This is a genomic window from Kitasatospora sp. NPDC022785 (assembly GCF_055561295.1).
In genome coordinates this window covers 36,162-61,078 of record NZ_JBVHHB010000027.1, presented here as the reverse complement: position 1 = coordinate 61,078, position 24,917 = coordinate 36,162, and the positions used below count along the sequence as shown (strand labels likewise).

Below are 24,917 nucleotides of genomic sequence, written 5' to 3'. Positions count from 1 at the left end.
CATGATCCGCACCCGCGCCCTGCGCAAGACCTTCCGCACCCGCGACAGGGGCCTGTTCGGCCCGCGCACCGTGAAGACCGCCGTGGACGGCCTCGACCTGGAGATCCCGCCCGGCCGGGTCACCGGCCTGCTCGGCCTCAACGGCGCCGGCAAGACCTCCACCATCAAGATCCTCGCCACCCTGCTCCGCCCCACCTCCGGCACCGTCACCCTGGACGGCCTCGACGTGGTCGAGCACGCCCGCGACGCCCGCCGCCGGATCAACCTGATCGCCGGCGGCGAGCGGATGGTCTACGGCAAGCTCACCGGCGCCGAGAACCTCCGCTACTTCGGCCACCTCTACGACGTCCCCAACCCCGTCCTGCGCCCCCGGATCGGCGAACTGCTGGAGCTCGTCGGCCTCACCGACGCCGCCGACACCCCGGTGGAGCGGTACTCGCGCGGCATGACGCAGCGGCTCTCGATCGCCCGCGGCCTCATCAACGACCCGGCGTACCTGCTGCTGGACGAGCCCACCCTCGGGCTGGACGCGCCGATCGCCCGGGACCTGCGCCGGGTGGTCGCCTCGCTCGCCGCCGAGGGCCGGGGCGTGCTGCTCACCTCGCACTACCTGACCGAGGTCGAGGAGCTCTGCGAGCACGTCTACGTGATCTCCGGCGGCCGCCACCTCGCGGCCGGCAGCCCGGCGGAGCTCAAGGCGGCGACCGGCAGCCACCGCAGCGTCCGGGTCACCGTCACCAATCCGTCGCCCCGGCTGGAGTCCGCCGTCGCCGACTTCGCGGGCCGCCTCGGCGTCGCCGCGCAGCTGGAGGCCACCGGGGAGGGCGCCCTGCTGGTCACCGTCCGCCACCCGGAGGACGTGGCCGGCCCGCTGGCCGGGGCGATCGTCGCCGCCGGCGGGTCGATCGGCGGCCTCGAGGTCACCGAGGCCAGCCTGGAGGACGCCGTCCTCGCCCTCACCGACTCCGCGCCGGCTCCCGCGCGGCCCCGGTCGGCGGTGGCCGCATGACCGGCCTGCCGCCCACCGACGCCCTGCTACTCGGTCTGGCCGACCGGAGCGTCCGGTCGCCGCACCCCGCGGGACGCACCCTTCCACCGCCGCTCCCGGGCACCACCCGCCGCCCCCGGCCCCGCCCCGGCGGCCGGGACCGGCGCCGGGGGCGCACGCTGCGGCACGCCGGCAAGGTGTTCGCCGCCGAGGCGCTGAAGCAGCACCGCACGCTGTTCGGCCAGCCGCTGGTGGTCGCCTCGATGCTGGTCTGGCCGCTGCTCCAACTGGCCGCCACCTACTACACCTTGCACCCGATCGCGGCCGGCTCGGCCGCCGCCGCCCGCTGGCCGCTCGCCTCCGACCCGGCCCGGCTCCTCGGCTTCCTCGCCACCGGGGCGCTGGCCTGGGCGTTCTTCTTCTCGCTGGTCCAGTCCGCGTGGAACTTCGCCTTCGAGCGCACCACCGGCACCCTGGAGCTGCTCTTCCTCTCGCCCGCCGACCGGCTGGTCCTGATGCTCGCCAACGGTGCCGGCGCACTGCTGCAGAACGCCTGGCTGCTCACCTGCTTCCTGGGCGCCGCCGCGTTCGGCTTCGGTGCCCTGGACGTCGCCGGGCCGTGGATGTACCCGGTGGTGGTGCTGGCCCTGCTGCTGCCCGCAGTGGCCTGGGGCGCGCTGCTCAACAGCCTGATGGTGTTCTCCCGGGACTCCACCTTCGTCTACACCGTGCTGGACGACCCGATGTGGTTCGTCGCCGGCGTCCGGCTGCCCGCCTTCGCCCTCCCCGGCGTGCTGCGCGTACTCGGCGCGGCGCTGCCCCTGACCGGCAGCCTGGCGGTGGTCCGCGGCGCCCTCCTGGAGGGCCGGGGCCTCGGCGAGCTGGCGCCCGGTCTGGCCTGGCTGGCAGCGCTCTGCGCGCTGCTGACGGCGGGCGCGGTGCTGGCCCTGCGCCTCGGCGAGGCCCGGGCCCAGCGCACCGGAGGCCTCCGGCTGGCGTGAGCCCCTCGCTGTGGTTGGCTTGCCGGTGAAACCGCAGTCCGAGGACGAAGGAGAGCAGGACCATGGGACAGGTGCAGGCCACCACCGAGCGGGTCTACGACGCCGCCCCCGAGCGAGTGTACGAGGCGCTGGCCGACTACCAGGTGACCCGCCCCAAGCTGCTGCCCGCGCAGTACAGCGAGTACGAGGTCCGGGCGGGCGGTACCGGTGCGGGCACCCAGGTGCACTGGAGGCTCCAGGCCACCGAGAAGCGGGTCCGGGACTGCCTGTTCACCGTCTCGGCGCCGACGCCGGACCAGCTGGTGGAGAAGGACGCCAACTCCAGCATGGTGATCACCTGGACGGTCTCCGCGGTCGGCGAGGGCCGGTCGAAGGTCACCGTCTCGGCCACCTGGCAGGGCGCGGGCGGCATCGGCGGCTTCTTCGAGCGGACCTTCGCCCCGAAGGGCCTCAACCGCATCCACGACCAGGTGCTGGCCAACCTGGCCGCCGAGGTCCGCTGACCCGGAGCCCGATTCGGGCGGATCTTCGATGGGTTCGTCCACCCGTACGACCACCAAGCCGTACGGGTGGACGGCCACCACCTGCGGGTGACGGCGGGCCCCCGGCGCGGCGGAGCCACCCTAGGCTCGCCGCCGTGCATATGACGATCCTTCACATTTCGCAGCCCGTCGACGGCGGAGTCGCCCGCGTCGTCGTCGACCTGGTCCGGGGCCAGCGCGAGGCCGGCCACCGGGTGCTGGTCGCCTGCCCGCGCGGCGGCCGGCTGGCCGAGGAGGCCGCCGCGGTCGGCGCGCTGGTCCACGACTGGCCCGCCCGCCGTTCGCCCGGCCCGGCCACCGCCGCCGAGGCGTGGCGGCTGCGCCGGATCGTCCGGGCCGCCGCGCCCGACATGGTCCACCTGCACAGCGCCAAGGCCGGTCTGGCGGGCCGGCTGGCCATCCGGGGCGCGGTGCCGACCGTCTTCCAGCCGCACGCCTGGTCGTTCGCCGCCGTCGACGGCGCACTGGCGGCGGCCACCCTGCACTGGGAGCGGTACGCGACCCGCTGGGCGCACCGGCTGCTCTGCGTCAGCGTCCAGGAGCGGGCCGACGGTGTCGCGGCCGGCCTGCACGCCGACTGGGCGGTGGTGCCCAACGGCGTCGACGTCCGCCATTACGCGCCGGCCGAGCGGCGGGCCGCCCGGATCGCGCTGGGGCTGGACCTGGACGCCCCGCTGGCGGTCTGTGTGGGCCGGCTCTGCCGGCAGAAGGGCCAGGACGTGTTGCTCGCCGCCTGGCCCGAGGTGCTGCGCCGGGTGCCGCAGGCCCGGCTGGCGCTGGTCGGCGGCGGCCCGGACGAGACCAGCCTGGCCGGCGCCGTGCGGGAGTCCGCCGAGCCGTCCCGGGTCCGGATGGCCGGGGACGTCCCGGACCCGCGCCCGTGGCTGGCGGCGGCCGACCTGGTGGTGCTGCCCTCCCGCTGGGAGGGGATGGCACTGGCGCCGCTGGAGGCGATGGCGGCGGGCCGTCCGGTGCTGCTGACCGATGTGCCCGGGGCGCGGGAATGCCTTCCGCCGGCCGAGCGGAAGCAGGCCGTGGTGCCGTCGGAGGACGGTGTCGCGCTCGCCACCCGAATGGCCGAAGCATTGTCCGATCCGATCGAGTGCGAGCGACGCGGCGCACGCCTGCGTGACCATGCCGTGGCCCGCCATGACGTGCGATCGGTGGTCGAACAGGTGGACGCGCTCTACCGGGACCTTCTGGGGGCCGGGCCGGCGGCCGGACGGCGCCGCGCCCGTGTCCCGCAGCGGATCTGATCGTTTCACATGCCGTGAATGCCGGTCGCTCTGGCGCTGTCGTATTCGCACCCTCAGCCGGTTGTGGGCGAGGCGTGAAATCGGAAATACCTATTAATGGGCGGCCGGAATGAAATGGCAAGTCGACTTCCAGCATTCCAGTCCGCGGTCGGTAATGTCTGATTTTGCCTGCATCGTTTCGATTTCACGCCGGGAATTTGCGAGACAACCGAAAGCCGCCGGCGGCAGCAGGTGCTGTCAGGACCGCGCCCACCGGGCCGGGACGGCCGCTCCGGGCCAACCGGCGCCGGGAGGCCGTCACCCCGGGCACACAGCAGGGGAGTTCGTGCGCTGATGACCATTGACCACGACAGCGTGCCACGGCCCGGCCGGCCCCTGTCCGGCCAGCGTCGGCCCACCACCGGGCTGCTCGACCGCCCGGCCCGGTCCGCCCAGACCCGCAGCGCCCCGCCGACCCGCCGCCACCGTCGGCCGGTCCGCTCCCGGCTCGCCCTGCCGGCCGCCCTGGCCGCGGTCGACGCCCTGGCGCTGTGCACCGCCACCGGGCTCGCCAACCGCGCCCTCGACCCGGCCGTCCGGGTCGCACCGCTGCTCGGCGTGGCCGCCCTGCTGCCGCTGCTGCTCGTGCTCAACCTGGCCGCCGGCCTCTACCGCACCCGGCTCACCCTCTCCGTCCTCGACGAACTCCCGGCGCTGACCGTCCGGGCCGTGGTCGCCACCGCCTTCGCCGTCACCCTGGCCGGCTGCCTCGACGGCCGCTGGCCCGACTGCGGCCCCGCCACCCCGACCCGGCTGACCGCCCTGCTCGGCACCCAGCTGCTGCTCGCCGTCTGCGGCCGCGCCCTGCTCTACCACCTCGTCCGCCGGATCCGCCGCAGCCGCCCCAGCCCCGTCCTGGTGCTCGGCGCCGGCCGGCTCGGCCGCCGGGTCGCCGCCGCCCTCAGCGAGCGCGGCGAGTACGGGATGCGCCCGATCGGCTTCCTCGACGCCGACCCGCCGCTGCTGGCCGGCGACACCGACCTGCCCGTCCTGGGCGGCCGCGAGGTGCTGGAGCGCGAGATCCGCCGCCACCGGATCCACCACGTGGTCGCCACGGCCGGCGCCGCCGACGAGGCCGAGACCGCCGCCGCCCTGCGCGACGCCGCCAGGCTCGGCTGCCAGGTCTGGCTGGTGCCCGCGCTACGCGAGTACGGCTCGCTGGAGACCGGCCGGCACACCGGCGGCGACCACCTCTGGGGCTTCCCCTGCCTGCGGGTCGGCCGCCCGGCGATGCGCCGCCCCGGCTGGGCCGCGAAGCGCGCCCTCGACGTGACCGCCGCCGGCCTCGGCCTGCTCGCCCTCGCCCCCGTGCTCGGGCTCTGCGCCCTCGCCGTCCGCTTCGACACCGGCCCCGGCGTGCTCTTCCGCCAGCAGCGGACCGGGCTCGACGGCCGGGTCTTCACCGTCCTGAAGTTCCGCACCCTGCGCCCCAGCAACGAGCACGAGTCCGCGACCCGCTGGAACATCGCCCAGGACCACCGGATGGGCGCCGTCGGCAGGTTGATGCGCCGCAGCTCCCTCGACGAGCTGCCGCAGCTGTGGAACGTCCTGCGCGGCGACATGAGCCTCGTCGGCCCGCGCCCCGAGCGCCCCTACTTCGTCATGCGGTTCAGCCAGGCCTACCCCGAGTACGCGGACCGCCACCGCGTTCCGGTCGGCCTCACCGGCCTCGCCCAGGTCAACGGCCTGCGCGGGGACACCTCGATCGAGGACCGGGCCCGCTTCGACAACCGCTACATCGAGAGCTGGAGCCTCTGGCAGGACGTCAAGGTCCTGTGCCGCACGGCGGCCCTGATGCTCCACCCGGACGGGAGCTGACCCGCGTGGCCCTCACCCTCACCGCCGTCCCCCGACCCGCCCGGGCCTTACGCCGGGCCGGGACGGCCCTCCTGGAACGGCCCAGCCTCCTCGCCGCCGCCACCGTCCTGCTGGTCTGCGTCCCCACCGGCGAGAAGGACGTCGCCGCCGCCGTCCACGTCACGGCGGCCGACCTCGCCTCGCTCGCCCTGGTCGCGCTCACCGCCGCCGGCCTGCTGCGCGGCCGCACGCCCGTGATCGGCCGCACCGCCGCCGTCGGGTTCGGCGCGATCGTGGTCGCCGCCGCCGTCGCCACCATCGGCTCCATCGACCCGGCCACCAGCCTCACCGGCTTCGTCCGCCTCACCCAGGTCTTCGTCCTGGTGCCCGCCGCCGTGCTCTGCGCGCTGCGCGACCGCACCGACCAGCGGCTGGTCCTCGGCTCCTTCGTCGCAGCCGCCCTGATCCAGGGCGTGGTCGGCGCCCACCAGTACCTCACCCGGACCGGCGCCTCCTACACCGGCCAGCCGATCCGGGCCGTCGGCACCTTCGGCGCGCTCGACGTCATGGCGATGTCCACCGTCGTCAGCTACGGCCTGCTCGCCGCCCTCGCCCTCGCCCTCGCCGAACGCGGGCCCGGCGGCGACCGGCGGCTGCGCCGCGCCATGTACGCGGCCGCCGCCTTCCTCGCCTTCCCGCTCGCCGTCTCCTTCAGCCGCGGCAGCTGGATCGCCACCGGTGCCGCCGCCGCCGTCCTGCTGCTGCGCGCCGACGCCCGGCTCGCCGTCCGCAGCGCCGTCCTCGCCCTGGCCGCCGGCGTGGTGCTGGTCGGCGGCCTCGGCCTCGGGGGCTCCGGCGTGACCGCCCGGCTCACCTCGATCGGCTCCGTCTCCGCCGCCCCCGACCAGTCGGTCTCCGACCGCTACGACCTCTGGTCCACCGCCGAACGCATCTGGCAGGACCACCCGGTGAGCGGCGCCGGCCCCAAGGCGTTCCAGCAGCTGCGCGACAGCCACGCCCCGCTGCGGCTCTCCTCCGGCAGCGACGCCGCCGACGCCACCATCGGATTCCAGCGCGAACCGCTGCTCTCCCCGCACAACATGTACTTCCTGGTCCTCAGCGAACAGGGCCTGATCGGGATCGTCGCCTACGCCGCCCTCTTCCTCGGCCTGCTCCTCGGCTGCCTGCGCCGCGCCTCCGGCCCCGGCCTCGCCGCCCTGGCCCTGCTGGTCTGGGTGCTGGTCGACTTCCTCTACGCGGACATCGGCGGCACCACCACGGTGCTGACCTCCGTCGTCCTCGGCCTCGCCGCCCGGGCCGCTGCTCCGGAGGCCGCCGCCCGATGACCACAGACCAGCCGGCCGCACTCGCCCCCACGCTGCCGGCCCCCCGGACCGCCCCCGCCGGGACCGACGCCGCCCCCCGACGGGGCTTCCTCGCCAAGGCCTTCGGCGTCACCGCCGTGCTCAGCGCCGCCGGCTCCGGCCTCGGCCTGCTCCGCGACCTGCTGCTGGCCCGCTACTTCGGCGCCAACCAGGGCACCGACGCCTTCCTGGTCGCCTGGACGGTGCCGGAGACCGCCGCACCACTGCTGATCGAGGACGCCATGTCCTTCCTCATGGTGCCCGCCTTCGCCCTCGCCCTGGTGCTGCGCGAGGAGCGGCCCGACGGCCCCGACCCCGTCCGTCAGCTGGTCCGTGCCACCCTGCCCTGGCTGCTGCTCGCCCTGAGCGCGCTCTCGCTCGGCGCCGCGCTCGGCGCCGACCAGCTGGTCGACCTGCTCGCCCCCGGCCTGGCCAACCCCGCTCTCGCCGTCACCTGCACCCGGATCACGGCGTTCACCGTGCTGCCGTTCGGCGTGGCCGGCTACCTCGCCGCCGCGCTCCGCGCGCACCACTGCTTCACCGCCCCGGCCGGCATCTACGTCGCCTACAACCTCGGCATCCTCGGCGTGCTGCTCAGCTGCCACGCGCTCTGGGGCGTCCGCTCCGCGGCGATCGGCGTCGCCCTCGGCAGCCTGCTGATGGCCGGCCTGCTGGTGAGCCCGTTCCTGCGCCGGCTGCGCACCGGCCGCCCCGCCAGGGGCCGCCGCTCGCGCCACGCGCTGGTGCTGATCCCGCTCGCCCTGCTGCCGGTGGCCGCGTTCACCCTGACCCGGCAGGCGCAGGTCTTCATCGAGCGCTTCCTCGGCTCCGCGCTGCCGCCGGGCACCATCTCGCACCTCAACTACGCCGTCAAGGTCTCCCAACTGGCCATGACGGCAGCCATCCTGATCTGCACCGTCACCTTCCCGCTGGTCGCCCGGGCGCTCGCCGCCGGGGATCTGACCGCCGCCCGCGACCGGGTCGAGAAGGACCTCGGCCAGGCCGCCGCCGTCGTCCTGCTCGGCACCGCCTTCCTGCTCGCCTGTGCGCCCTCGGTGGTCGCGCTGCTCTTCCAGCGCGGCGCCTTCGGCCCGCAGGACACCGCCGCCACCGCCGCCGTCATCCGGGTCTACAGCTTCGGCCTGCCCGCCCAGGCGCTGATCGGCGTGATGATCCGCCCGTACTTCTCGCTCCGCCCGGTGGTCCGCCGGGCCGGCCACCCGGGCAGCGACGACGGCGGCCGCCGGCTGCTCGACTGGTACCCGGCCGCCGCCATGGTCCTCGGCCTGGTCGTCACCGTCGTCGTCGGCCTGCTCAGCACCTCCCGCTTCGGCGCCCTCGGCCTGGCCGCCGGCAACGCGGCCGGGATCACCACCACCGCCGCGCTGCTGCTGCGCGGCCTGGTCCTGCGCGGCATCGCGCTGCGCCTGAGGCTGGTCCTCGGCGGCCACGCCCGGTTGCTGGCCGCCGCCGCCGGCGCGGCCGTCCTCGGCACCCCCGCGGCCGCGTTCCCCTCCGACCCTCTGCTCTCGACGCTGCTCGGGGGCCTCACCGTGGTGCTGGCCTTCGCCGCCCTCGGCACCGGCCTCGGTGCCCGCGAGGTGCGCGGACCGGTCCTCGCCGCCGTCCGGGCCCTGTGCCCGCCACCTGTCGCCGATGAAGGGAAGCTTCCCCATGGACGTTGAACGGGGTTCCCTCCGTTCGGCCCTGTCGGGCGTTCGCCGCTCAGCCGCGCCGACGGCAGCCGGCCCGCGCGCCGACGCACCGCGCACCGGCGCCCGCCGATCCCAGGCACGGCTGCCCGGAAGCCGCCGACCCGTCCCGGCCCCGCCCGGCCCGCAGAGCTCCTCGCCGTGGATCCTGATGTACCACTCGGTGGCGGTCGAGGAGGAGGACCCGTACCAGCTGACCGTCAGCCCCGAGCGGTTCGCCGAGCAGATCGCCTGGCTGCACCGGCGCGGCCGACGCGGCGTCTCGGTCCGTGAGCTGATGCGGGCCCGGGCCGCGGGCAAGGACGAGAAGCTGGTCGGCCTCACCTTCGACGACGGCTACGCCGACTTCGCCCGGTACGCCGTACCGATTCTGCACGCGTACGGCTTCACGGCCACCGCCTACGTGGTCGCCGACCTGCTCGGCCGGGCCAACGACTGGGACGCCGAGGGCCCGCGCAAGAAGCTGCTCACCGTCCAGGAGGTCACCGAACTCGCCGCCGCCGGCTGGGAGATCGGCTCGCACGGGCTCGGCCACCAGTCCCTTCCCGGCCTGGCCGCCGACGTTCTCGCCACCCAGACCCGGGAGAGCCGCCGGGCCCTGGAGGAGGTCGTCGGCGGCCCGGTGACCGGCTTCTGCTACCCGTACGGCGCCGTCGACCTGCCCGCCGCCCAGGCCGTCCGCGACGCCGGCTACGACTACGCCTGCGCCATCGCCCACTCCCCGCTGACCGGCCGCTACGCGCTGCCCCGCTGCTACGTCGGCGACCGCGACGGCGCCTGGCGGCTGCGCGCCAAGCGCGGCCGGCACCGGCTCCGCGACACCGTCACCGAGCTGCGCCGCAGCCGCCTGGCCTCGCGCTGGGAGGGCGGGCGGTGAGAGTGCTGCACATCGTCACCGGCCTCGCCTCCGGTGGCGCCGAGCGCCAGCTCCAGCTCCTGCTGCGGCACCTGCCCGCGCACCAGCACTGCGAGGTGGTCGCGCTGACCAACCCCGGCACGGTGGCCGCCGCGCTGCGCGCCGAGGGCGTCACCGTCCACCACCTCGCCATGCGCGGGAACCGGGACATCGGCGCACTGCCGCGGCTGGTCCGGCTGATCCGCGCCGGCCGCTACGACCTGGTGCACACCCACCTCTACCGGGCCGGCCTGTACGGACGCCTCGCCGCCCGCCTCGCCGGGGTCCGGGCCGTGGTGGCCACCGAGCACTCGCTGCACGCGGGGGTGATCGAGGGCCGCCCGGTCACCCGTGGCGTCAAGGGCCTCTACCTGGTCGCCGAACGCCTCGGCACCACCACGGTCGCGGTGTCCCGGCAGGTCGCCCAGACCCTGCACGCCTGGGGCGTCCCGCCGGCCCGGGTCGAGCTGATCCCCAACGGCATCGACACCGCCCGCTACCACCGCCCGGACGCCGACCGGGCCGCGGCCCGCGCCCGCCTGCGCGCCGAACTCGGCCTCCCGCCCGGCAGCTGGGTGGTCGGCGGGGTGGGCCGGCTGGTCCCGGGCAAGCGCTTCCACGTCCTGCTGGAGGCACTCGCCGAACTGGACGGCGCAGCGTGCCTCGTCCTGGTCGGCGAGGGCCCCGAGCGCGCCGCCCTGGAGCGGCGGGCCGCCGAGCTCGGGGTCCGGGACCGCCTGGTACTCACCGGCGAGCGCGACGACGTCCCCGAACTCCTCACCGCCCTCGACGTGCTGGCCGCACCCTCGACCGCGGAGACCTTCGGCCTCGGCGTCCTGGAGGGCCTCGCCGCCGGCCTCCCCGTCCGCCACAGCGCCTGCCCGGCGCTGGACGAACTACCACCCGCCGCCGCCCCGCAGGCCCGCCGGATCCCCTCCGACGCCGCCGCCTACGCCACCGCGCTGGGCGAGTTGCGCCACCTCAACGACCACAACAGCGACCCGCTGCCCCGCCCTCCGGCCGTCGGCCACTACGACATCGCCCGGGTGGCCGCCGACCTCGGCGCCCTCTACGACCGCCTGGCCCCCGCTTGAGCCGCCGGCCGCCCCCGACCCGCCGCGCCGCCGGCCCGGCGGCCCTCATGTCCAAGGAGCACCCCATGTCCGAACCGCGCCGAAGCGCCCGCAGCCTGGCCCGCCGCTGGTGGCCGGTGGTCCTCGCGGTGCCGCTGGGCGCCGCCGGCGGCGCCGGGTACGCCGCGGTGGCCCACCCCTCGTACGCCGCCAACTCCTATGTGATCGTGGTGCCGCAGAACCCGGGGGAGAACGTCACCGCGGTCAACTTCGCCCAGGCGTACGGCCGGCTGGCGGGCCAACCGCAGGTGCTCGCCGCGGCCGCCGCCGAGACCGGCCGGAGCCGCACCGACCTGGAGGCCCTGGTGCACGGCACCACCTCCCCGGACGCCCCGATGATCGAGATCACCGGCACCGGCGGCCGGCCGCAGGAGGCCGTCGAGGCCGCCGACGCGGTGGCCCGCTCGCTGGTCGCCTTCGCCAACGGCAGCACCAAGGAGACCGGTGTCCGGCTGGTCCCGCTGGCCCCGGCGGCCGAGCCGGACCGGCCGACCACACCCTCCGCCGAACTGGACGTCGCGGTCGGCGGCGCGGCCGGTGTGCTGATCGGCGCGCTGGTGATGATGACCCGTCGCCGGGGCGGCGACGGGCCCGCACCCGAGGCCGTGGCCGCGCCGACCGCCCCGCGCCCGCGCACCGAGGAGCCCGCGGCGGCCCGGGACGAGGCCCGGGACGGGGCCCCGGCCGCCCCCGCCAAGGCCCCGGCGGGCAGGGCCGGGCAGACCGAGCAGGCCGAGCAGACCGGCAAGAGCGATAAGGCCGACAAGGCCGACAAGAGCGACAAGAGCCAGAAGGCCGCCGCCGGGAGCGGACGATGAGCACCGGAGCCGCCCCGGCCACCGGTCTCCCCGCCCCGCCCGCCGCACCGGGCTGGACGGCCGAGCTGCGCCGGGAGGACGACGCCCTCGACGTCCTCGCCGAGGAGTGGGACGACCTGGCCACCCGCTGCCGGACGGCCACCTTCTTCCAGGCCGCCGCCTGGCAGCGTTCCTGGTGGCGCCAGTACGGCCGCCCGGGCGAGCTGCTGGTGGTGCTGGTCCGCCGGGACGGCCGGCTGGTCGGCGCGGGTGCTTTCCAGCGTCGCCGCGGCCCGCTCGGCGGCCTGACCGGCCTCGGCGACGGCCTGGTCGACTTCACCGACATCCTGCTCGACGACGACTGCGCCGACCGCGCCGCCGCCGAGTTCGCCGCCGTCCTCCCGCTCACCCGCCCCTGGCACAGCCTGGAGCTGCGCGAGGTGCACCCCGAGGCGGCCGTGCAGCGGGTGTTCGAGCAGTGGCCCGGCCATCGGCGCCGGTTCGCCGACTCGCTCTGCCAGTACCTCCCGGCCGTCCCGATGGACCAGCTGCTCAAGCGGCTGCCGGGCAAGACCGCCCAGCGCAACCGGGTCAAGCTGCGCAAGATCGCCGAGGTCGGCGTCGAGGTCCGCCCGACGCCGCCGGAGGAGGTGCCCGAGGCGCTGGAGGGCCTGCTCCGGCTGCACTTCCTGCAGTGGCAGGAGCGCGGCGTCACCGCGGAGCACCGCACCGAGCGGTTCGCCCGCCACCTCGTCGAGTCCACCACGGGCCTGGTCGCCACCGGCCGCGCCGCCGTGCACCAGTTCCGGCTGGACGGTGAGCTGGTCGCGGTCAACCTGCTGCTGCTCTGCCCGTCCTTCAGCGGCCTCTACCTGTACGGCGCGCACCCGGGGCTGCGCGACCGGCTGGACATCGCCGGGCTGCTGTTCGGCGCGGCGCTGGACGAGACGGTCGCGGCCGGGATCCCGGTGATAGGCCTGCTGCGCGGCCAGGAGCCGTACAAGCAGCGCTGGCGGCCGGACGGGCGGCCGAACCAGCGGCTGATCCTCGGCCCGCGCGGGCCGGCCCCCGCCGCCGGCGCCCGGGCCGGTACGGTGCGGGCCCGGCAGGTCGCGGTGCACGTGCTGAACACCCGGCTGCCGAGGCTCAAGGAGGCGTTGCTGGCCCGCCGCCGGAGCTGACCTGGTCCCGGCCGGCAGGCCCCGTCCACCGGGCTCCGGCGCCGGGTCAGCGCCGGGCGGGTCCGCCGGCCGGCGACGGGCTCGGCGAGGCCGTGGGCGAGGGCGAGGGCGACGGCGAGGCCGCCCCGGAGGGAGGCGTCGTCGCAGTGGCGGACGCGGACGCGGCCGGAGAGGCCGTGGGCGAGGCCGACGGCACCGGAGCAGCCGACGGAGCAGCCGACGGGGTGGCCGTCGCGGTGGGTACCGGGGCCGCCGACGGCACGGTGACCGGGGCCCCCTTGGACCCGGCCATGAGGTTCTTGAACCGGGCGCTGGACCGCGGGTTCTTGTCACACTGCCAGAACCCGTGCGGGCAGTAGTCGGTGACGGTCTGGTAGCTGGTGTCGTGGGTGCGCATCCACTCCACCATCCGCTGCACGTACTCCGGGTTGTCCCCGTTCCGGAACAGCCCCCACTCCGGGTACGAGACCGGTTTGCCGCGCTTGGCCGCGAACTCCACCTGGTCCTGCAGCCCGTACGGCTCGCGCACGTAGTCGTCGAAGGTGGCGCCGGCCGGCTGGTCGTAGCTGTCCATGCCGATGATGTCGACCACGTCGTCGCCGGGGTAGCACTTGGTCCACGGGATGGCGTCCGCCCCCCGGTTCGGGGCGAAGTCGAAGCGGAACCGCTGCCCTGGCACCGATCGCATGACCGAGACGATCCGCCGCCAGTACGTCTTCCAGGCGGCCGGGTCGGGCTTGCAGCGGTGGGTGTAGGTGACGCCGTTCATCTCCCAGCCGAGGGTGAGCACGGTGTCCGCCCCGCCGAGCGCGACCAGCCGGCGGGCGAGCTTGAGGAAGTGCCGGTCGAAGTCCCCGCGCGCGCCCTGGGCGAGCAGCCTCGCCACCTCGGCGTCCGGCACGTTGCCCTCGTTGGGCACCAGCATCGGCACGCCGAGGACGAGCATCCGGGCCGGGTCGGCGAGCCGCCACTGCGACCACATGCCGAGCACCACCGGCTCGCCCTCGATGTCGGCCCAGCCGTTTCCGGCCAGGTAGGTGTGGCCGACCTGCATGTTGGCGTTGTTCAGCCATTGCGCGTACCGGCCGAGCTGCGGGATGTAGTTGTCCCAGGAGCCGACGAAGGCACCGAACGGGGGCTCGTGCTGCGGCCGCTGGACGACCGGCCTGGGCGCCGCGCCGCGCGGCTGGACGGCGTCGGAGGAGAGGCTGTGCCGTTCGGTCTGGCTGAGTGGCGTCCCGGTCGGGACGCCGGCGGTGGTCAGCAGCAGCAGGGCGGCGCCGGCCAGCGTCAGGCGGCCGTATCGCATGGTCTCTCCTCCGGGCGTCGCAGAACGGGGCCGGATCGACGGACCGTGGTGCCCCGTTCGCAGACAGTAGGCCCAGGAGGCATCGGAAAAGCCGAATGTCACCCTAAAGTGGGCGATATTCGAACGCCGTCTGCCGCAACGTGCCGTGTATCACCTCTGTAACAGTCCGCGCGGCCCCGGGAGCCCTACCGCGGCGGGCCGTGCGGAGCGGCGGTGGGCCCGACGGCGCAGGTCGGCGGGCGGGTCCGGGGGAGGCCCGGGATCCGGCCGGTCCTCGTCCCACCGTTCGGACCCGAGGGAAAGTCCGGCTGACTCGTGTGGGTGCCGAAAGGTACGCTCCGCCCGTGTCCTGGAAGCCACTGCGTGTTCTCACCCCCCGATCGATCCTCCCTGCCCTGGCGGTGCTGCTGGTCCTTGTGGCGGGCGCGGCCGCGCACGCCAACAAGCCCGTGCCGTTCGGGGACCGGGTGGCCGAGCCGGGCGGAGCGGACGCCAGCCCGGTCAACGCGCAGTCGCTGAGCGCGGCCGACCTGGAGCTGAAGGTGGGCCCCGGCCTGGAGGCGTACAACCGCTCCACCGGCGAACACGCCTGGTCCTACCGCCGCGAGGGCGCCACCGCGCTCTACCTGTCGATGGCGGGCGAGAGCGCCGTGGTGGTCTGGGACGACGGCCTGGTCACCTCGGTACGGCCCGGCGACCACGAGGTGCGCTGGCACCGCGCCGTCCCCGGCCTGGCCGACTGGCTGCGCGGCGACGGCGAGCCGGGAGCCGACAAGCGCACCGAGGAGCAGCGCAAGCAGCTGGCGACGGAGCGCGCCGCCGCGGCCCTGCACACCGTCCAGCAGTCCGCGCCCTGGGTGGCGGTGGTCACACCCAACCTGACGATGGGTTTCCGCGACGGCGACGGCGACCTGCGCTACAACTCCAAGCCGGCCGGCAACTGCGTCTACGACCCGATGCGCACGGTCGGCACGGACTTCGCGGTGCTGGTCCCGCGCACCTGCACCAACAGCAGCGGCCAGCCGGTCTCCGGGGGCATCAACGGCTACCGGCTGGACAGCACCGGCTGGGTGCTCAACGCCGGTCCGGCGGTCTCGCTGAAGGCCCTGGACGGCCGCCGGGTGCTGATCTCGGACGGCCCGATCGTCGGCCCCAAGGTGTTCGACACCCAGGCCGCCGCCCCCGAGTCCGCCTGCGGCAGCCCGTCCGAGCCGTTCGCCGCGGTCCGCCCGCAGGGCACCTGCGCGGCCCCGGAGGCGGACTCCCAGCCGTAGCCGCGCTCCCGGGCGGTACCCCGGGCCGGTAATTCTCCGGGCCCCCTCGCGGGGCCCGGTAGACTTGCCGTCATGGCTGTTCTCTCCGGGCACTAGCGGGCGAGCGGCGCCGCCCCGAGCGGTCTGCCGGTCCACCGACGACGCCCCCCTTCCGCTGCCCCGGTCCTGAGCCCCGCCCAGGTGCCCGCCCACGTCCCAGGAGTAGTTCCCAGCCATGATTTCCGCCAACGCCCTCGAGCTGCGCGCCGGTGCCCGGGTCCTGATCGAGTCCGCGAGCTTCAAGGTCGCCCCCGGCGACCGGATCGGCCTGGTCGGGCGCAACGGCGCCGGCAAGACCACGCTCACCAAGGTCCTGGCCGGCGACGGCCTGCCGGCCGCGGGCACCGTGACCCGCTCCGGCGAGGTCGGCTACCTCCCGCAGGACCCGCGCACCGGCGACCTCGACGTCCTCGCCAAGGACCGCATCCTCTCCGCCCGCGGCCTCGACTCCGTGCTGAGGAAGATGCGCGAGAACGAGGACCGGATGGCCAACGGCAAGGGCGCCACCCAGGAAAACGCGATGAAGAAGTACGCGCGCCTGGAGACGGAGTTCCTCACCAAGGGCGGGTACGCCGCCGAGGCCGAGGCCGCCACCATCGCCGCCGCGCTGGGCCTGCCGGACCGCATCCTGGGCCAGCAGCTGCACACGCTCTCCGGTGGTCAGCGCCGCCGCGTCGAGCTGGCCCGGATCCTCTTCTCCGACTCCGACGTGCTGCTGCTCGACGAGCCCACCAACCACCTCGACGCCGACTCGATCGCCTGGCTGCGGGACTTCCTGAAGACGTACAAGGGCGGCTTCATCGTCATCTCGCACGATGTCGACCTGGTCGAGACGGTCGTCAACAAGGTCTTCTACCTGGACGCCAACCGCTCCGCGATCGACGTCTACAACATGGGCTGGAAGCAGTACCAGCAGCAGCGCGAGGACGACGAGAAGCGCCGCAAGCGCGAGCGGGCCAACGCCGAGAAGAAGGCCGCGACACTGAACGCGCAGGCCGACAAGATGCGCGCCAAGGCCACCAAGACGGTGGCCGCACAGAACATGGCCCGCCGCGCCGAGAAGCTGCTCTCCGGTCTGGAGCAGGTCCGGCAGAGCGACAAGGTCGCCAAGCTGCGCTTCCCGGACCCGGCCCCCTGCGGCAAGACCCCGCTGACCGCCGCCGACCTCTCCAAGTCCTACGGCTCGCTGGAGATCTTCACCGGCGTCGACCTGGCCATCGACCGCGGCTCGCGCGTCGTCGTGCTGGGCCTCAACGGCGCCGGTAAGACCACCCTGCTGCGGATGCTGGCCGGGGTGGAGAAGCCGGACACCGGCGAGGTGATCCCGGGCCACGGCCTGAAGATCGGCTACTACGCCCAGGAGCACGAGACCCTGGACCCGGAGCGCACGGTGCTGGAGAACATGCGTTCCTCGGCCCCCGACACCGACCTGGTGCAGATCCGCAAGATCCTCGGCTCGTTCCTGTTCTCCGGCGACGACGTCGACAAGCCGGCCGGGGTGCTCTCCGGCGGTGAGAAGACCCGCCTGGCGCTGGCCTCGCTGGTGGTCTCCAGCGCCAACGTGCTGCTGCTGGACGAGCCGACCAACAACCTCGACCCGGCCAGCCGCGAGGAGATCCTCGGCGCGCTGCGCGAGTTCAGCGGCGCGGTCGTGCTGGTCACCCACGACGAGGGCGCGGTCGACGCGCTCCAGCCCGAGCGGATCATCCTGCTGCCGGACGGCGTGGAGGACCTCTGGAGCCCGGCGTACGCCGATCTGGTCTCGCTCGCCTGACCTGGAGTAGACGCTTGGTCCCCTCTTTGGACCAGAAAAACTAGTCCTTACGGCGTGTCCGGGAATGAAGAGGTCCTGGATTCCGTTTGAGGAGCTTCCGTCGGCCCGCCACTCGATCGTGGTCGGGCCGACGCTGCTGATCAGCCCTTTCGCGCCGGACGGCCTAATCCGCCCGGGGGCGTGCACTCTGCGTGAGCGCCGTTATGCGCTCGGATCACCACCGGTGGACCACGCATTCCCGACATCGACCTTGCCGAATGGGTGGCCAGGACGCTGTGGATGGGTGATCATGGGAATCTGACCGAGCAACGCTACGAGGAGGCACGGGTGGCCGAGACTCTGAAAAAGGGCAGCCGGGTGACCGGTGCCGCGCGTGAGAAGCTCGCGGCCGATCTCAAGAAGAAGTACGACTCCGGGGCGAGCATTCGCGCTCTCGCGGAGGAGACCGGTCGCTCGTACGGCTTCGTGCACCGGATGCTGAGCGAGTCCGGAGTGATCCTCCGGGGCCGCGGTGGTGCCACGCGGGGCAAGAACAAAGCTACTGCTGGAGCCAGCTCCTGACGGTCCGTCAGTCCATCGGCGGATGACTCGGCGGCAGGGCGCCGACCGGGGAGGCGACCGTTGGTCGTCCGCCCCCGGCCCGTGCGAACCGGCCGCCGATCGTCATGCCCGCCCGCGCCGCGCTCCGGCGCCCCCGCCCCTTCCGTAATCGGGTGCGCCGCCGCCCTGCCGCTGTGCTTCCAGGTTTGTTACTCTCCGGTAGCCAAGTCCCCCGCCACCGGAGGTCCCCGCATGACCGCCCCCGCCACCGACCCGCAGGCCCCGAGCTGGGAGCAGGACGGCGTACGCCTGGAGATCGACGGCGAGCTCGCCGTCGTCACCCTCTGTCAGCCCCAGCGGCGCAACGCCCAGTCGCCCGCGATGTGGCGCGCCCTGACCGCCGCCGGCCGTCAACTGCCGGGCGGTGTCCGGGTGGTGCTGCTCCGCGCCGAGGGCGTCTCCTTCTCGGCCGGCCTGGACCGCGCGATGTTCACCGCCGAGGGCATCCCCGGTGAGCGCACCTTCCTCCAACTGGCCGCCGCCGAGGACAAGGACCTCGACGACACCATCGCCTCCTACCAGGAGGCCTTCACCTGGTGGCGCCGCCCCGACCTCGTCTCCATCGCCGCCGTCCAGGGCCACGCCGTCGGCGCCGGCTTCCAGCTCGCCCTCGGTTGCGACCTGCGCGTCGTCGCCGAGGACGTCCGGTTCTCCATGAAGGAGACCTCGCTCGGCCTCGTGCCCGACCTGGCCGGAACCAAGCCGCTCACCGACCTGGTCGGCTACGCCCGGGCACTGGAGATCTGCGCCACCGGCCGCTGGGTGGGCGCCGAGGAGGCCGCCGCCATCGGCCTGGCCAACCTGGCCGTCCCCGGCGCGGAGCTCGACGGTGCCGCCCGTGACCTCGCCGCCGCGCTGCTGGCCGCGCCCCGCAGTGCCGTCATCGAGACCAAGGCGCTGCTCCAGGGTGCGGGTGGCCGCTCGTACGACGAGCAGCGCTCGGCCGAACGGGTGGCGCAGGCCCGCCGGCTGCGCGACCTGGCCGGTATCGGCGACTGACCGCGCCCTTCCGCCGAAGGCCCGGCTCGCGGGGTGCCCCCGCGAGCCGGGCCTTCGGCGTTCCCGGCCTGCGCGGGGTGGCGCTCCGGGGGCGGGAATCGTGGCGAAATGCCAGAGTTGGAGCGATTTGCGATATAGCTGGAGCCGTACGACGGGAGAAGCGCCCATGCCTGACACTCCGACGCCCGCCACCATGCACAAGAACCCCCCGGCCGCTGCCGCTGCCGCTGCCGCAACGCCGTCCAGCAGCGACAGCAACAGACCGGTCAACGACCGCGGCCGCACCGCGCTGGCCGTGGGCGTGGTCGAGAAGATCGCCGGTATGGCCGCCCGCGAGGTCCCCGGCATCCACGCCCTCGGCTCCGGCCTCTCCCGCACCTTCGGCGCGATGCGCGACCGGGTGCCCGGTGGCAGGTCCAGCATCGGGCGCGGGATCAAGGCCGAGGTGGGGGAGAAGCAGACCGCCATCGACATCGCGCTGGTCGTCGAGTACGGCGTGGTCATCCCCGAGCTGGCCCGCCAGGTCAGGGAGAACATCATCGACGCGGTCGAGCGGATGACCGGCCTGGAGGTCGTCGAGGTCAACATCGCGGTCAACGACGTCCACCTGCCCGACGAGCCGGATGTCGAGGAGGAGGACGAGGAGACCGTCCCCCCGGGCCAGCGGCCCAAGCTGAAGTAACGCAGTCTGGGGCAGCCCGCGCGGCGGGGAAGCAGCGGAAGACGAGGTGGAGCGGATGAACCTGGCCATCGTCGGCCTGGTGGTGGGTATGGCCCTCGGCTTCGCCGGCTATTTCGGCGGGTTCGCGGCGTTCCTGCTGGTGGCCGCACTGGGTGTGGTCGGCTTCGTGGCCGGGCGGCTGCTGGAGGGCGACATCGAACTCGGTGACCTCGGCGACCTGCTGCGCGGCCGCGACCGGCGCCGTTGATGGCGGCCCTCGCCACCCCCGTCTCCGGCACCCCTCGGCGCGAGCCCGGCGCCCGCGGCCGGCTCCGCGTCGCCGACCGGGTCTACGCCCGGATCGCCGCCCGGGCCGCCCGCGAGGCGCTCGCCGACGCCTGGCGGGGCCGGGCCGACCACGGCGGTCCGCCGAAGGTGTCGGTCTCCGTGCCCGGCTCCACCGTCCTCGTCCGGGCCGTCGTCGACCTGCCCTTCCCCGCCGACCTCGCCGCGCTCGCCCGCGCCGTCCGCGACCGGATCGCCGCCCAGGTCGGCGGGCTGACCGGGACCCGCGTCAGCGAGGTGGTGGTGGTCGTCGAGAAGCTGGTGCCGAGGGGAGCGGCATGACGGAACAACTGCCGGAAACCCATCCCGTGGAGCCGCCGGGCGAACCGCCCGCGCCCGAGGCGGCGAAGGTGCCCCGGCTGCGGGCGCCGCGGACGGCCGCCGCGGTGCTCGTCGCCGTCGTGGCACTGGTGCTCGGCGGGGCGCTGCTCTACGACGTGATCGCCGTCCGCACCGGCCACCCCGCCCGGCGCTGGCGCGCCGAGATCGGCGACGAACTGGCCACCCGGCACCTGGACGACCTCTGGGTCCTGCTCGGTGCCGGGGCCGCCACCCTGGTCGGCGCCTGGCTGCTCTGGCTCGCGTTCGCCCCCGGGCTGCGCCGCTGGCTGCCGCTGCGCCCGCACGGGGACACCGCCGCCGCCATCGACCGGGCCGGCGTGGGCACCCTGCTGGCCGACCGGGCCGCCGGCCTGCCGGGCATCGAGCACCTCACCGTACGGATCAACCGCCGCCGGGTGAAGGTCGTCCTCGACGGACCGGCCGACCCGGCCTCCGTCCAGCGGCAGCTGCGGGAGGAGCTGGCGCGGGTCACCCTGGCCCGGCCGCTCCGGCTCGACGTGCGGACCAGGCGCGGCCGGGCCCGCCACGGCGGGGCGACGGCCGGGCCGGAGAGTCCCGGCGTACCCGGGACGGGAGGGGCGGGATGAGCCGGTCCACCGTCAACCGGGTGCTGCTCGGTGTGGCCGGGCTCGTGCTGCTGGCCGCCGGGCTGCTGGTGCTGGCCGGCGGCCTCGACCTGTACCGGCGGCTGGGCGTGGACCCGCCGAGCCGGTGGCCGCTCACCTCGCCGGACCAGCCGGTGGTCAGTGCGTACTCGCGGACCGAGTGGGTGAATCAGTCCTGGTGGGCGGACCGGTCCTGGTGGTGGGCCGTCGTGATCGCCGTGCCGGCGATCGTGGTGGCCGGTGCGGCCTGGTGGCTCTTCGCGCAGCTGAGGCGCAGCGGCCCGTCCACCGTCGCCGTTCCCACGCCCGGCGCGTCCGGGCTGCGGCTGCGGCTGCGCAGCCGGGCACTGGAGGAGGTGCTGGAGACCGGCACGATGGCGCTCCCGGAGGTCGAGCGGGCCGGCGTCCGGCTGGTCCGGGGCCGCCGGCACCCGCGGCTGCGGGCCACTGTCCGGTTGACCCCCGGGGGCGATCCGGCGGCCCTGGTCGAGCACTTCGAGACCGGCCCGCGCAGCGACGCCCGGGCCAGCCTCGGCCTCGCCGGGCTGCCGGCCGACCTGCGGGTCCGGGTGGCGGCGGCGAAGCCGGCCGCCACCCGGAGGCGCGGCGGCCGGCGCAAGCATCCGCGGGTCCAATAGACCCGCAGGTCAGAGGCCGCGCAGGGCGCCACCGTCGACGGGGAGCATCACGCCGGTCAGGTAGGAGGCGGCGGGGGAGAGCAGGAAGGCGGCGGCCTTGCCGAACTCCTCCGCCGTGCCGTAGCGGCCGAGCGGGATGGCGGCGTTGTGGCGGGCGCGGGCGGCGGCGGCGTCGCCGCTGAGGGCGTCCAGCTCGCGCACCCGGTCGGTGTCGATCCGGGCCGGGAGCAGCCCGACGACCCGGATGCCGCGCGGCCCCAGCTCGTCGGCGAGCGACTTGGCGGCCATCGCCAGGCCGGGCCGCAGCCCGTTGGAGATGCCGAGGCCCGGGATCGGCTCGCGGACCGAGCCGGAGAGCACGAAGCCGATCACGCCGCCCTCGCCGAGCACACCGGCCGCGCTGCGGGCGATCCGCAGGGCGCCCAGGAAGACCGACTCGAAAGCGCCGCGCCAGGCCTCCTCGGGGACGGTGGTCACCGGGCCGGCCTGCGGGCCGCCGACGCTGATCAGTACGCCGTCCAACCGGCCGAAGCGCTCGACGGCCGCGGCGACGAGGTGGTCGGCGGTCGCGGGGTCGGAGTTGTCGGCGATCAGGCCGTGGGCGGCATCCGGGCCGCCGAGGGCGTCGACGGCGGCGTCGACGGACTCCTTGCTCCGGCCGCTGACCAGCACCCGGGCACCGTCGGCGGCCAGCTCCCGGGCGGCCGCGAAGCCGAGGCCCCGGGTGGCGCCGGTCACCACGTACACCTTGTCCTTCAGTCCAAGATCCATGGCCCCCATCCTGCCGGGTGCCGGGGCGGACGGGGGAGCAGCGGGGGCAGGGGCGGCCGCGGCGGCCGCTGTGTGGCCGGATCGGTGCCCCGCCGGCCGGAAGTCGCCGGCACCGAGGGCCCGCCCGCGCTGGCGTTGACGTCGGCGTCAAGGTCTACCGTCGTTCCCGGCGGCGTTCGGAAGCGGCCGGGAGGGCAGGTGCGTGATGCGGATCGGTGAGCTGGCGCAACGGGCGGGGACGACCACCCGGGCGCTGCGGTACTACGAGCAGCTCGGGCTGTTGCCCGCCCGGCGGGCCGGCAACGGCTACCGCGCGTACGGCGAGGACGATCTGCGGCTGCTCCGGCAGATCCGCACCCTGCAGGACTTCGGGTTCGGGCTGGAGGAGACCCGCCCGTTCGTGGAGTGCCTCCAGGCGGGCCATCCGGAGGGGGACTCCTGCCCGGCCTCGCTGGAGGTCTACCGGCGCAAGCTGGCCGAGCTGGACGACTGCATCGGCCGGTTGCAGGAGGTCCGTACGCAGGTGGCCGAGCAGTTCGCCCGGGCCGAGCAGGCCCGTGACGAGCTGGCGGCGGAGGCCGGCGGCCGGGCGCCGCAGTGTGAGTTGGCGATCGAGTGGGAGGAGCGGTAGATGGTGCGGATCACGGGCGTGCCGGCGGTCACGGACGAGACGTTCGCCGCCGAGGTGCTGGCGGCCGAGGGGCCGGTGCTGGTGGACTTCACGGCGGACTGGTGCCCGCCGTGCCGCCAGATGGTGCCGGTGCTGGCGGACATCGCGCGGGAGGAGGCGCACCGGCTGACGGTGGTCAGCCTGGACGTGGACCACAACCCGCAGACGCAGGCCGCGTACGGCGTGCTGTCGATGCCCACGCTGATGGTGTTCCGGGGCGGCGAGCCGGTGAGGGCCGTGGTCGGCGCCCGGGCCAAGGCCCGGCTGCTGCGCGAGCTGGAGGACGTCCTGTGACGACCGGCGGGGCCGGCGCTACGCCGGCACGGCCTCCGGCGCCGCCTCGGCCTCGGCGGCCTCCTTGCGGCGGTCCTTGGCTTCGCGGCGGGCCATCACCCAGACCCCGACCGGGATCAGCGCGGTGAACAGCCACCACTGGATCGCGTACGCCATGTGCGGGCCGATGTCGGAGTGGTTGGGCTCGGGCAGCAGCTCGGGCTGGTCGGCGGGGGCCGGGGCGGTGGCGGTGAGCTCCAGGTAGCCGCCGAGCAGGGTCGCGCCGGTCTCCTGGGTCTGCTGCTCGGTGCTGATCAGGTTGAACTGGCGGTCCGGCAGCCCGGCCCGGTCGCGGATACCGCTGCCGGCCGCGGTCTCGTCGGCGCGCATCCGGCCGGTGAGGGTGACCTCGCCGGCCGGCGCGGCCGGCACCGACGGGTAGGCGGCGGCGGAGTCGCCGGACGCCACCCAGCCCCGGTTGACCAGGACGGTGCCCTTGCCGTCGGAGAGCCTCAGCGGGGTGATCACGAAGTACCCGATCTTGTCCCCGCCGGAGCCGGTGCGCTTGCGGACCACGAACTCGTGCGCCGGGTCGTACTCCCCGGTGGCCGTCACCGACCGCCACGTCAGGCTCTTCGGTACGGCGAAGCCGGGCGTGGCCGACAGCGTGTCGTACGGGACCGGCGACGCGGTGAGCGACGTGGCGATCAGCCCGTTGCGGGCCACCCGCGCCTCGTGGCGGTGGTACTGCCAGATCCCCAGCTTGATCGTGGTGGGGACCAGCAGGAGGGCGATCAGCAGGGTGATCAGCCAGCGCCGGGAGAGGAGAAAACGGTACACACGGGCACGGTACGCCCACCTCACAACCGGATCACGCACCGGGGTGCGGGGCGACCTCGCGCAGCAGCTGGAGGAAGGCGTCCTCGCCGACCACCGGGGTGCCGACCTCGCGGGCCCTGCGGGCCTTGCCGCTCCAGCTGCCGGGCTCGTTGGTGACCAGCAGGCTGGTGAGCCGGCTCACCGAGGTGGCGATGTGCAGGCCGGCCTCGACGGCGCGGTCCTCCAGCAGCTCGCGGTCGGTCGCGGTGTCGCCGGTGAACGCCACCCGCATGCCCTGCACCAGCGGCTTGCCGTCCTCCCAGCGCCCGGGGTTCGGATACGGGCACGGCGGGCGCTTCTTCGCCTGGCGGTAGGAGGAGCCCGTCCATGAGCTGCGGGCGGCGGAGACGGGCTCGTCCTCGCCGAGGTCGGTGACGGCGACGCAGTTCTGCAGCGGCAGCGGGACGCCGCCGCTGCGGGCCAGGTGGAGGCTGGGGCGGAAGGCCTCGGCGAGCACCCGGGCGTCGTCCAGGGCGTTGTGCGCCTGGCGCTGCTGGACGCCGAAGTAGGCGGCGAGCGAGGCCAGTTTGCCGTTGGGCAGCGGAAGCCGGAGGTCGCGGGAGAGCACCATGGTGCAGAGCCGCTGGTCGACCGGGGCGTGCCGGCCGGCCCGGGAGAACTCGCGGGAGATCATGTTCCAGTCGAAGAGCGCGTTGTGGGCGACCAGGACCCGGCCGCGCAGCCGCTCGGCGAAGTCGTCGGCGATCTCCGGGAAGGTCGGCGCACCCGCGAGCACCTCGTGGGTGAGGCCGTGGATCCAGACCGGGCCGGGGTCGCGCTCGGGATTGACCAGGGTGTACCAGTGGTCGGTGACCTCGCCCTCGGCGTCCAGCTGGTAGACGCCCGCCGAGATGACGCGGTCCGAACGGCCGAGGCCGGTGGTCTCGACGTCCACCACCGCGAAGCCCTCGGCGGGGGCGGCGGAGCGCTGGGCGGGGACGGGGACGGCCCGTGGCGCGCCGGACGTCTCGGGCTGGATCGCATGCATGGTCAAACAGAATAAGCGCCGCGACGGTGGGGGCCGGTCGAAATG

General features: G+C 74.9%; 26 protein-coding genes. 22 read left to right on the top strand and 4 right to left on the bottom strand.

Annotated features, from left to right (window positions below; genetic code table 11):
* Position 1 precedes the first annotated feature (1 nt).
* The 11 genes from ACZ3YO_RS32090 to ACZ3YO_RS32040 all read left to right on the top strand — a co-directional run bounded on the left by ACZ3YO_RS32090 (position 2) and on the right by ACZ3YO_RS32040 (position 12,705).
* Positions 2 to 1,009 (top strand): ABC transporter ATP-binding protein, encoded by a 1,008-nt coding sequence (locus ACZ3YO_RS32090; protein ID WP_465576392.1) that lies wholly within the window; start codon positions 2 to 4, stop codon positions 1,007 to 1,009.
* The gene (locus tag ACZ3YO_RS32085) at positions 1,006 to 1,989 is read left to right on the top strand and encodes an ABC transporter permease (RefSeq protein WP_465576389.1); all 984 of its coding nucleotides are present in this window, start codon (positions 1,006 to 1,008) and stop codon (positions 1,987 to 1,989) included. The genes ACZ3YO_RS32090 and ACZ3YO_RS32085 overlap by 4 nt, the downstream gene beginning before the upstream one ends.
* A 62-nt stretch (positions 1,990 to 2,051) precedes the next feature.
* Positions 2,052 to 2,492 (top strand): SRPBCC family protein, encoded by a 441-nt coding sequence (locus ACZ3YO_RS32080; protein WP_396324181.1) that lies wholly within the window; start codon positions 2,052 to 2,054, stop codon positions 2,490 to 2,492.
* Between the two features lie 140 nt (positions 2,493 to 2,632).
* Positions 2,633 to 3,787, top strand: coding sequence for a glycosyltransferase (locus ACZ3YO_RS32075; protein WP_465576385.1), 1,155 nt, complete (start codon positions 2,633 to 2,635; stop codon positions 3,785 to 3,787).
* A gap of 333 nt (positions 3,788 to 4,120) precedes the next feature.
* Complete coding sequence (locus tag ACZ3YO_RS32070; protein ID WP_465576382.1) at positions 4,121 to 5,644, top strand: sugar transferase; 1,524 nt, start codon at positions 4,121 to 4,123, stop codon at positions 5,642 to 5,644.
* 5 nt (positions 5,645 to 5,649) lie between these two features.
* A complete protein-coding gene (locus ACZ3YO_RS32065; RefSeq protein WP_465576380.1) occupies positions 5,650 to 6,969 on the top strand; it encodes an O-antigen ligase family protein in 1,320 nt (439 codons plus the stop codon).
* Positions 6,966 to 8,672, top strand: coding sequence for a lipid II flippase MurJ (locus tag ACZ3YO_RS32060; RefSeq protein ID WP_465576378.1), 1,707 nt, complete (start codon positions 6,966 to 6,968; stop codon positions 8,670 to 8,672). The genes ACZ3YO_RS32065 and ACZ3YO_RS32060 overlap by 4 nt, the downstream gene beginning before the upstream one ends.
* A gap of 178 nt (positions 8,673 to 8,850) precedes the next feature.
* On the top strand, positions 8,851 to 9,576 hold the full coding sequence (locus ACZ3YO_RS32055; RefSeq protein ID WP_465576375.1) for a polysaccharide deacetylase family protein: 726 nt from the start codon (positions 8,851 to 8,853) through the stop codon (positions 9,574 to 9,576).
* Complete coding sequence (locus tag ACZ3YO_RS32050; RefSeq protein WP_465576372.1) at positions 9,573 to 10,688, top strand: glycosyltransferase; 1,116 nt, start codon at positions 9,573 to 9,575, stop codon at positions 10,686 to 10,688. Before ACZ3YO_RS32055 ends, ACZ3YO_RS32050 begins: the two co-directional genes overlap by 4 nt.
* Positions 10,689 to 10,753: 65 nt before the next feature.
* Positions 10,754 to 11,545, top strand: a complete 792-nt coding sequence (locus ACZ3YO_RS32045; RefSeq protein ID WP_465576369.1) for a Wzz/FepE/Etk N-terminal domain-containing protein — start codon at positions 10,754 to 10,756, stop codon at positions 11,543 to 11,545.
* Complete coding sequence (locus tag ACZ3YO_RS32040) at positions 11,542 to 12,705, top strand: GNAT family N-acetyltransferase (protein WP_465576367.1); 1,164 nt, start codon at positions 11,542 to 11,544, stop codon at positions 12,703 to 12,705. The genes ACZ3YO_RS32045 and ACZ3YO_RS32040 overlap by 4 nt, the downstream gene beginning before the upstream one ends.
* A 46-nt stretch (positions 12,706 to 12,751) precedes the next feature.
* On the opposite strand, the gene ACZ3YO_RS32035 is transcribed toward ACZ3YO_RS32040, so the two are convergent.
* On the bottom strand, positions 12,752 to 14,014 hold the full coding sequence (locus ACZ3YO_RS32035; protein ID WP_465576364.1) for a glycoside hydrolase family 26 protein: 1,263 nt from the start codon (positions 14,012 to 14,014) through the stop codon (positions 12,752 to 12,754).
* A gap of 344 nt (positions 14,015 to 14,358) precedes the next feature.
* On the opposite strand from ACZ3YO_RS32035, the gene ACZ3YO_RS32030 reads away from it, so the two are divergent.
* From ACZ3YO_RS32030 to ACZ3YO_RS31990, 9 genes are all read left to right on the top strand, one after another.
* Positions 14,359 to 15,288: a hypothetical protein gene (locus tag ACZ3YO_RS32030; protein ID WP_465576362.1), complete on the top strand. Its 930-nt coding sequence runs from the start codon at positions 14,359 to 14,361 to the stop codon at positions 15,286 to 15,288.
* A gap of 214 nt (positions 15,289 to 15,502) precedes the next feature.
* Positions 15,503 to 17,101, top strand: a complete 1,599-nt coding sequence (locus tag ACZ3YO_RS32025) for an ABC-F family ATP-binding cassette domain-containing protein (protein WP_465547994.1) — start codon at positions 15,503 to 15,505, stop codon at positions 17,099 to 17,101.
* Between the two features lie 327 nt (positions 17,102 to 17,428).
* Positions 17,429 to 17,662 (top strand): helix-turn-helix domain-containing protein, encoded by a 234-nt coding sequence (locus ACZ3YO_RS32020; RefSeq protein WP_049658450.1) that lies wholly within the window; start codon positions 17,429 to 17,431, stop codon positions 17,660 to 17,662.
* 231 nt (positions 17,663 to 17,893) lie between these two features.
* Complete coding sequence (locus ACZ3YO_RS32015; protein WP_396324170.1) at positions 17,894 to 18,700, top strand: enoyl-CoA hydratase/isomerase family protein; 807 nt, start codon at positions 17,894 to 17,896, stop codon at positions 18,698 to 18,700.
* Between the two features lie 166 nt (positions 18,701 to 18,866).
* On the top strand, positions 18,867 to 19,382 hold the full coding sequence (locus ACZ3YO_RS32010) for an Asp23/Gls24 family envelope stress response protein (RefSeq protein WP_465576357.1): 516 nt from the start codon (positions 18,867 to 18,869) through the stop codon (positions 19,380 to 19,382).
* Positions 19,383 to 19,437: 55 nt separating this feature from the next.
* A complete protein-coding gene (locus ACZ3YO_RS32005; protein WP_396324168.1) occupies positions 19,438 to 19,629 on the top strand; it encodes a hypothetical protein in 192 nt (63 codons plus the stop codon).
* A complete protein-coding gene (locus ACZ3YO_RS32000) occupies positions 19,629 to 19,988 on the top strand; it encodes a hypothetical protein (RefSeq protein WP_465547999.1) in 360 nt (119 codons plus the stop codon). Before ACZ3YO_RS32005 ends, ACZ3YO_RS32000 begins: the two co-directional genes overlap by 1 nt.
* Entirely contained in the window at positions 19,985 to 20,635 is a 651-nt protein-coding gene (locus ACZ3YO_RS31995; protein ID WP_465576353.1) for a DUF6286 domain-containing protein, read from the top strand. The genes ACZ3YO_RS32000 and ACZ3YO_RS31995 overlap by 4 nt, the downstream gene beginning before the upstream one ends.
* Positions 20,632 to 21,291 carry an alkaline shock response membrane anchor protein AmaP gene (locus ACZ3YO_RS31990; protein WP_465576350.1) on the top strand — a complete coding sequence of 220 codons (660 nt, stop codon included), beginning with the start codon at positions 20,632 to 20,634 and terminating at the stop codon, positions 21,289 to 21,291. The genes ACZ3YO_RS31995 and ACZ3YO_RS31990 overlap by 4 nt, the downstream gene beginning before the upstream one ends.
* 9 nt (positions 21,292 to 21,300) lie before the next feature.
* On the opposite strand, the gene ACZ3YO_RS31985 is transcribed toward ACZ3YO_RS31990, so the two are convergent.
* Positions 21,301 to 22,062 carry an SDR family oxidoreductase gene (locus ACZ3YO_RS31985; protein ID WP_465576346.1) on the bottom strand — a complete coding sequence of 254 codons (762 nt, stop codon included), beginning with the start codon at positions 22,060 to 22,062 and terminating at the stop codon, positions 21,301 to 21,303.
* A 205-nt stretch (positions 22,063 to 22,267) separates the two neighbouring features.
* Here ACZ3YO_RS31985 and ACZ3YO_RS31980 point away from each other — a divergent pair, with 205 nt between their 5' ends.
* Together ACZ3YO_RS31980 and trxA are read left to right on the top strand one after the other, a co-directional pair.
* The gene (locus tag ACZ3YO_RS31980; RefSeq protein ID WP_396324251.1) at positions 22,268 to 22,693 is read left to right on the top strand and encodes a MerR family transcriptional regulator; all 426 of its coding nucleotides are present in this window, start codon (positions 22,268 to 22,270) and stop codon (positions 22,691 to 22,693) included.
* Entirely contained in the window at positions 22,694 to 23,026 is a 333-nt protein-coding gene (gene trxA / locus ACZ3YO_RS31975) for a thioredoxin (RefSeq protein ID WP_396324163.1), read from the top strand.
* 18 nt (positions 23,027 to 23,044) lie between these two features.
* Here the strand turns inward: trxA and ACZ3YO_RS31970 are convergent, their stop codons facing one another.
* Together ACZ3YO_RS31970 and ACZ3YO_RS31965 are read right to left on the bottom strand one after the other, a co-directional pair.
* Positions 23,045 to 23,845, bottom strand: a complete 801-nt coding sequence (locus tag ACZ3YO_RS31970) for an SURF1 family cytochrome oxidase biogenesis protein (RefSeq protein ID WP_465576342.1) — start codon at positions 23,843 to 23,845, stop codon at positions 23,045 to 23,047.
* A 31-nt stretch (positions 23,846 to 23,876) separates the two neighbouring features.
* On the bottom strand, positions 23,877 to 24,872 hold the full coding sequence (locus ACZ3YO_RS31965; RefSeq protein ID WP_465576339.1) for a DEDDh family exonuclease: 996 nt from the start codon (positions 24,870 to 24,872) through the stop codon (positions 23,877 to 23,879).
* Positions 24,873 to 24,917 lie beyond the last annotated feature (45 nt).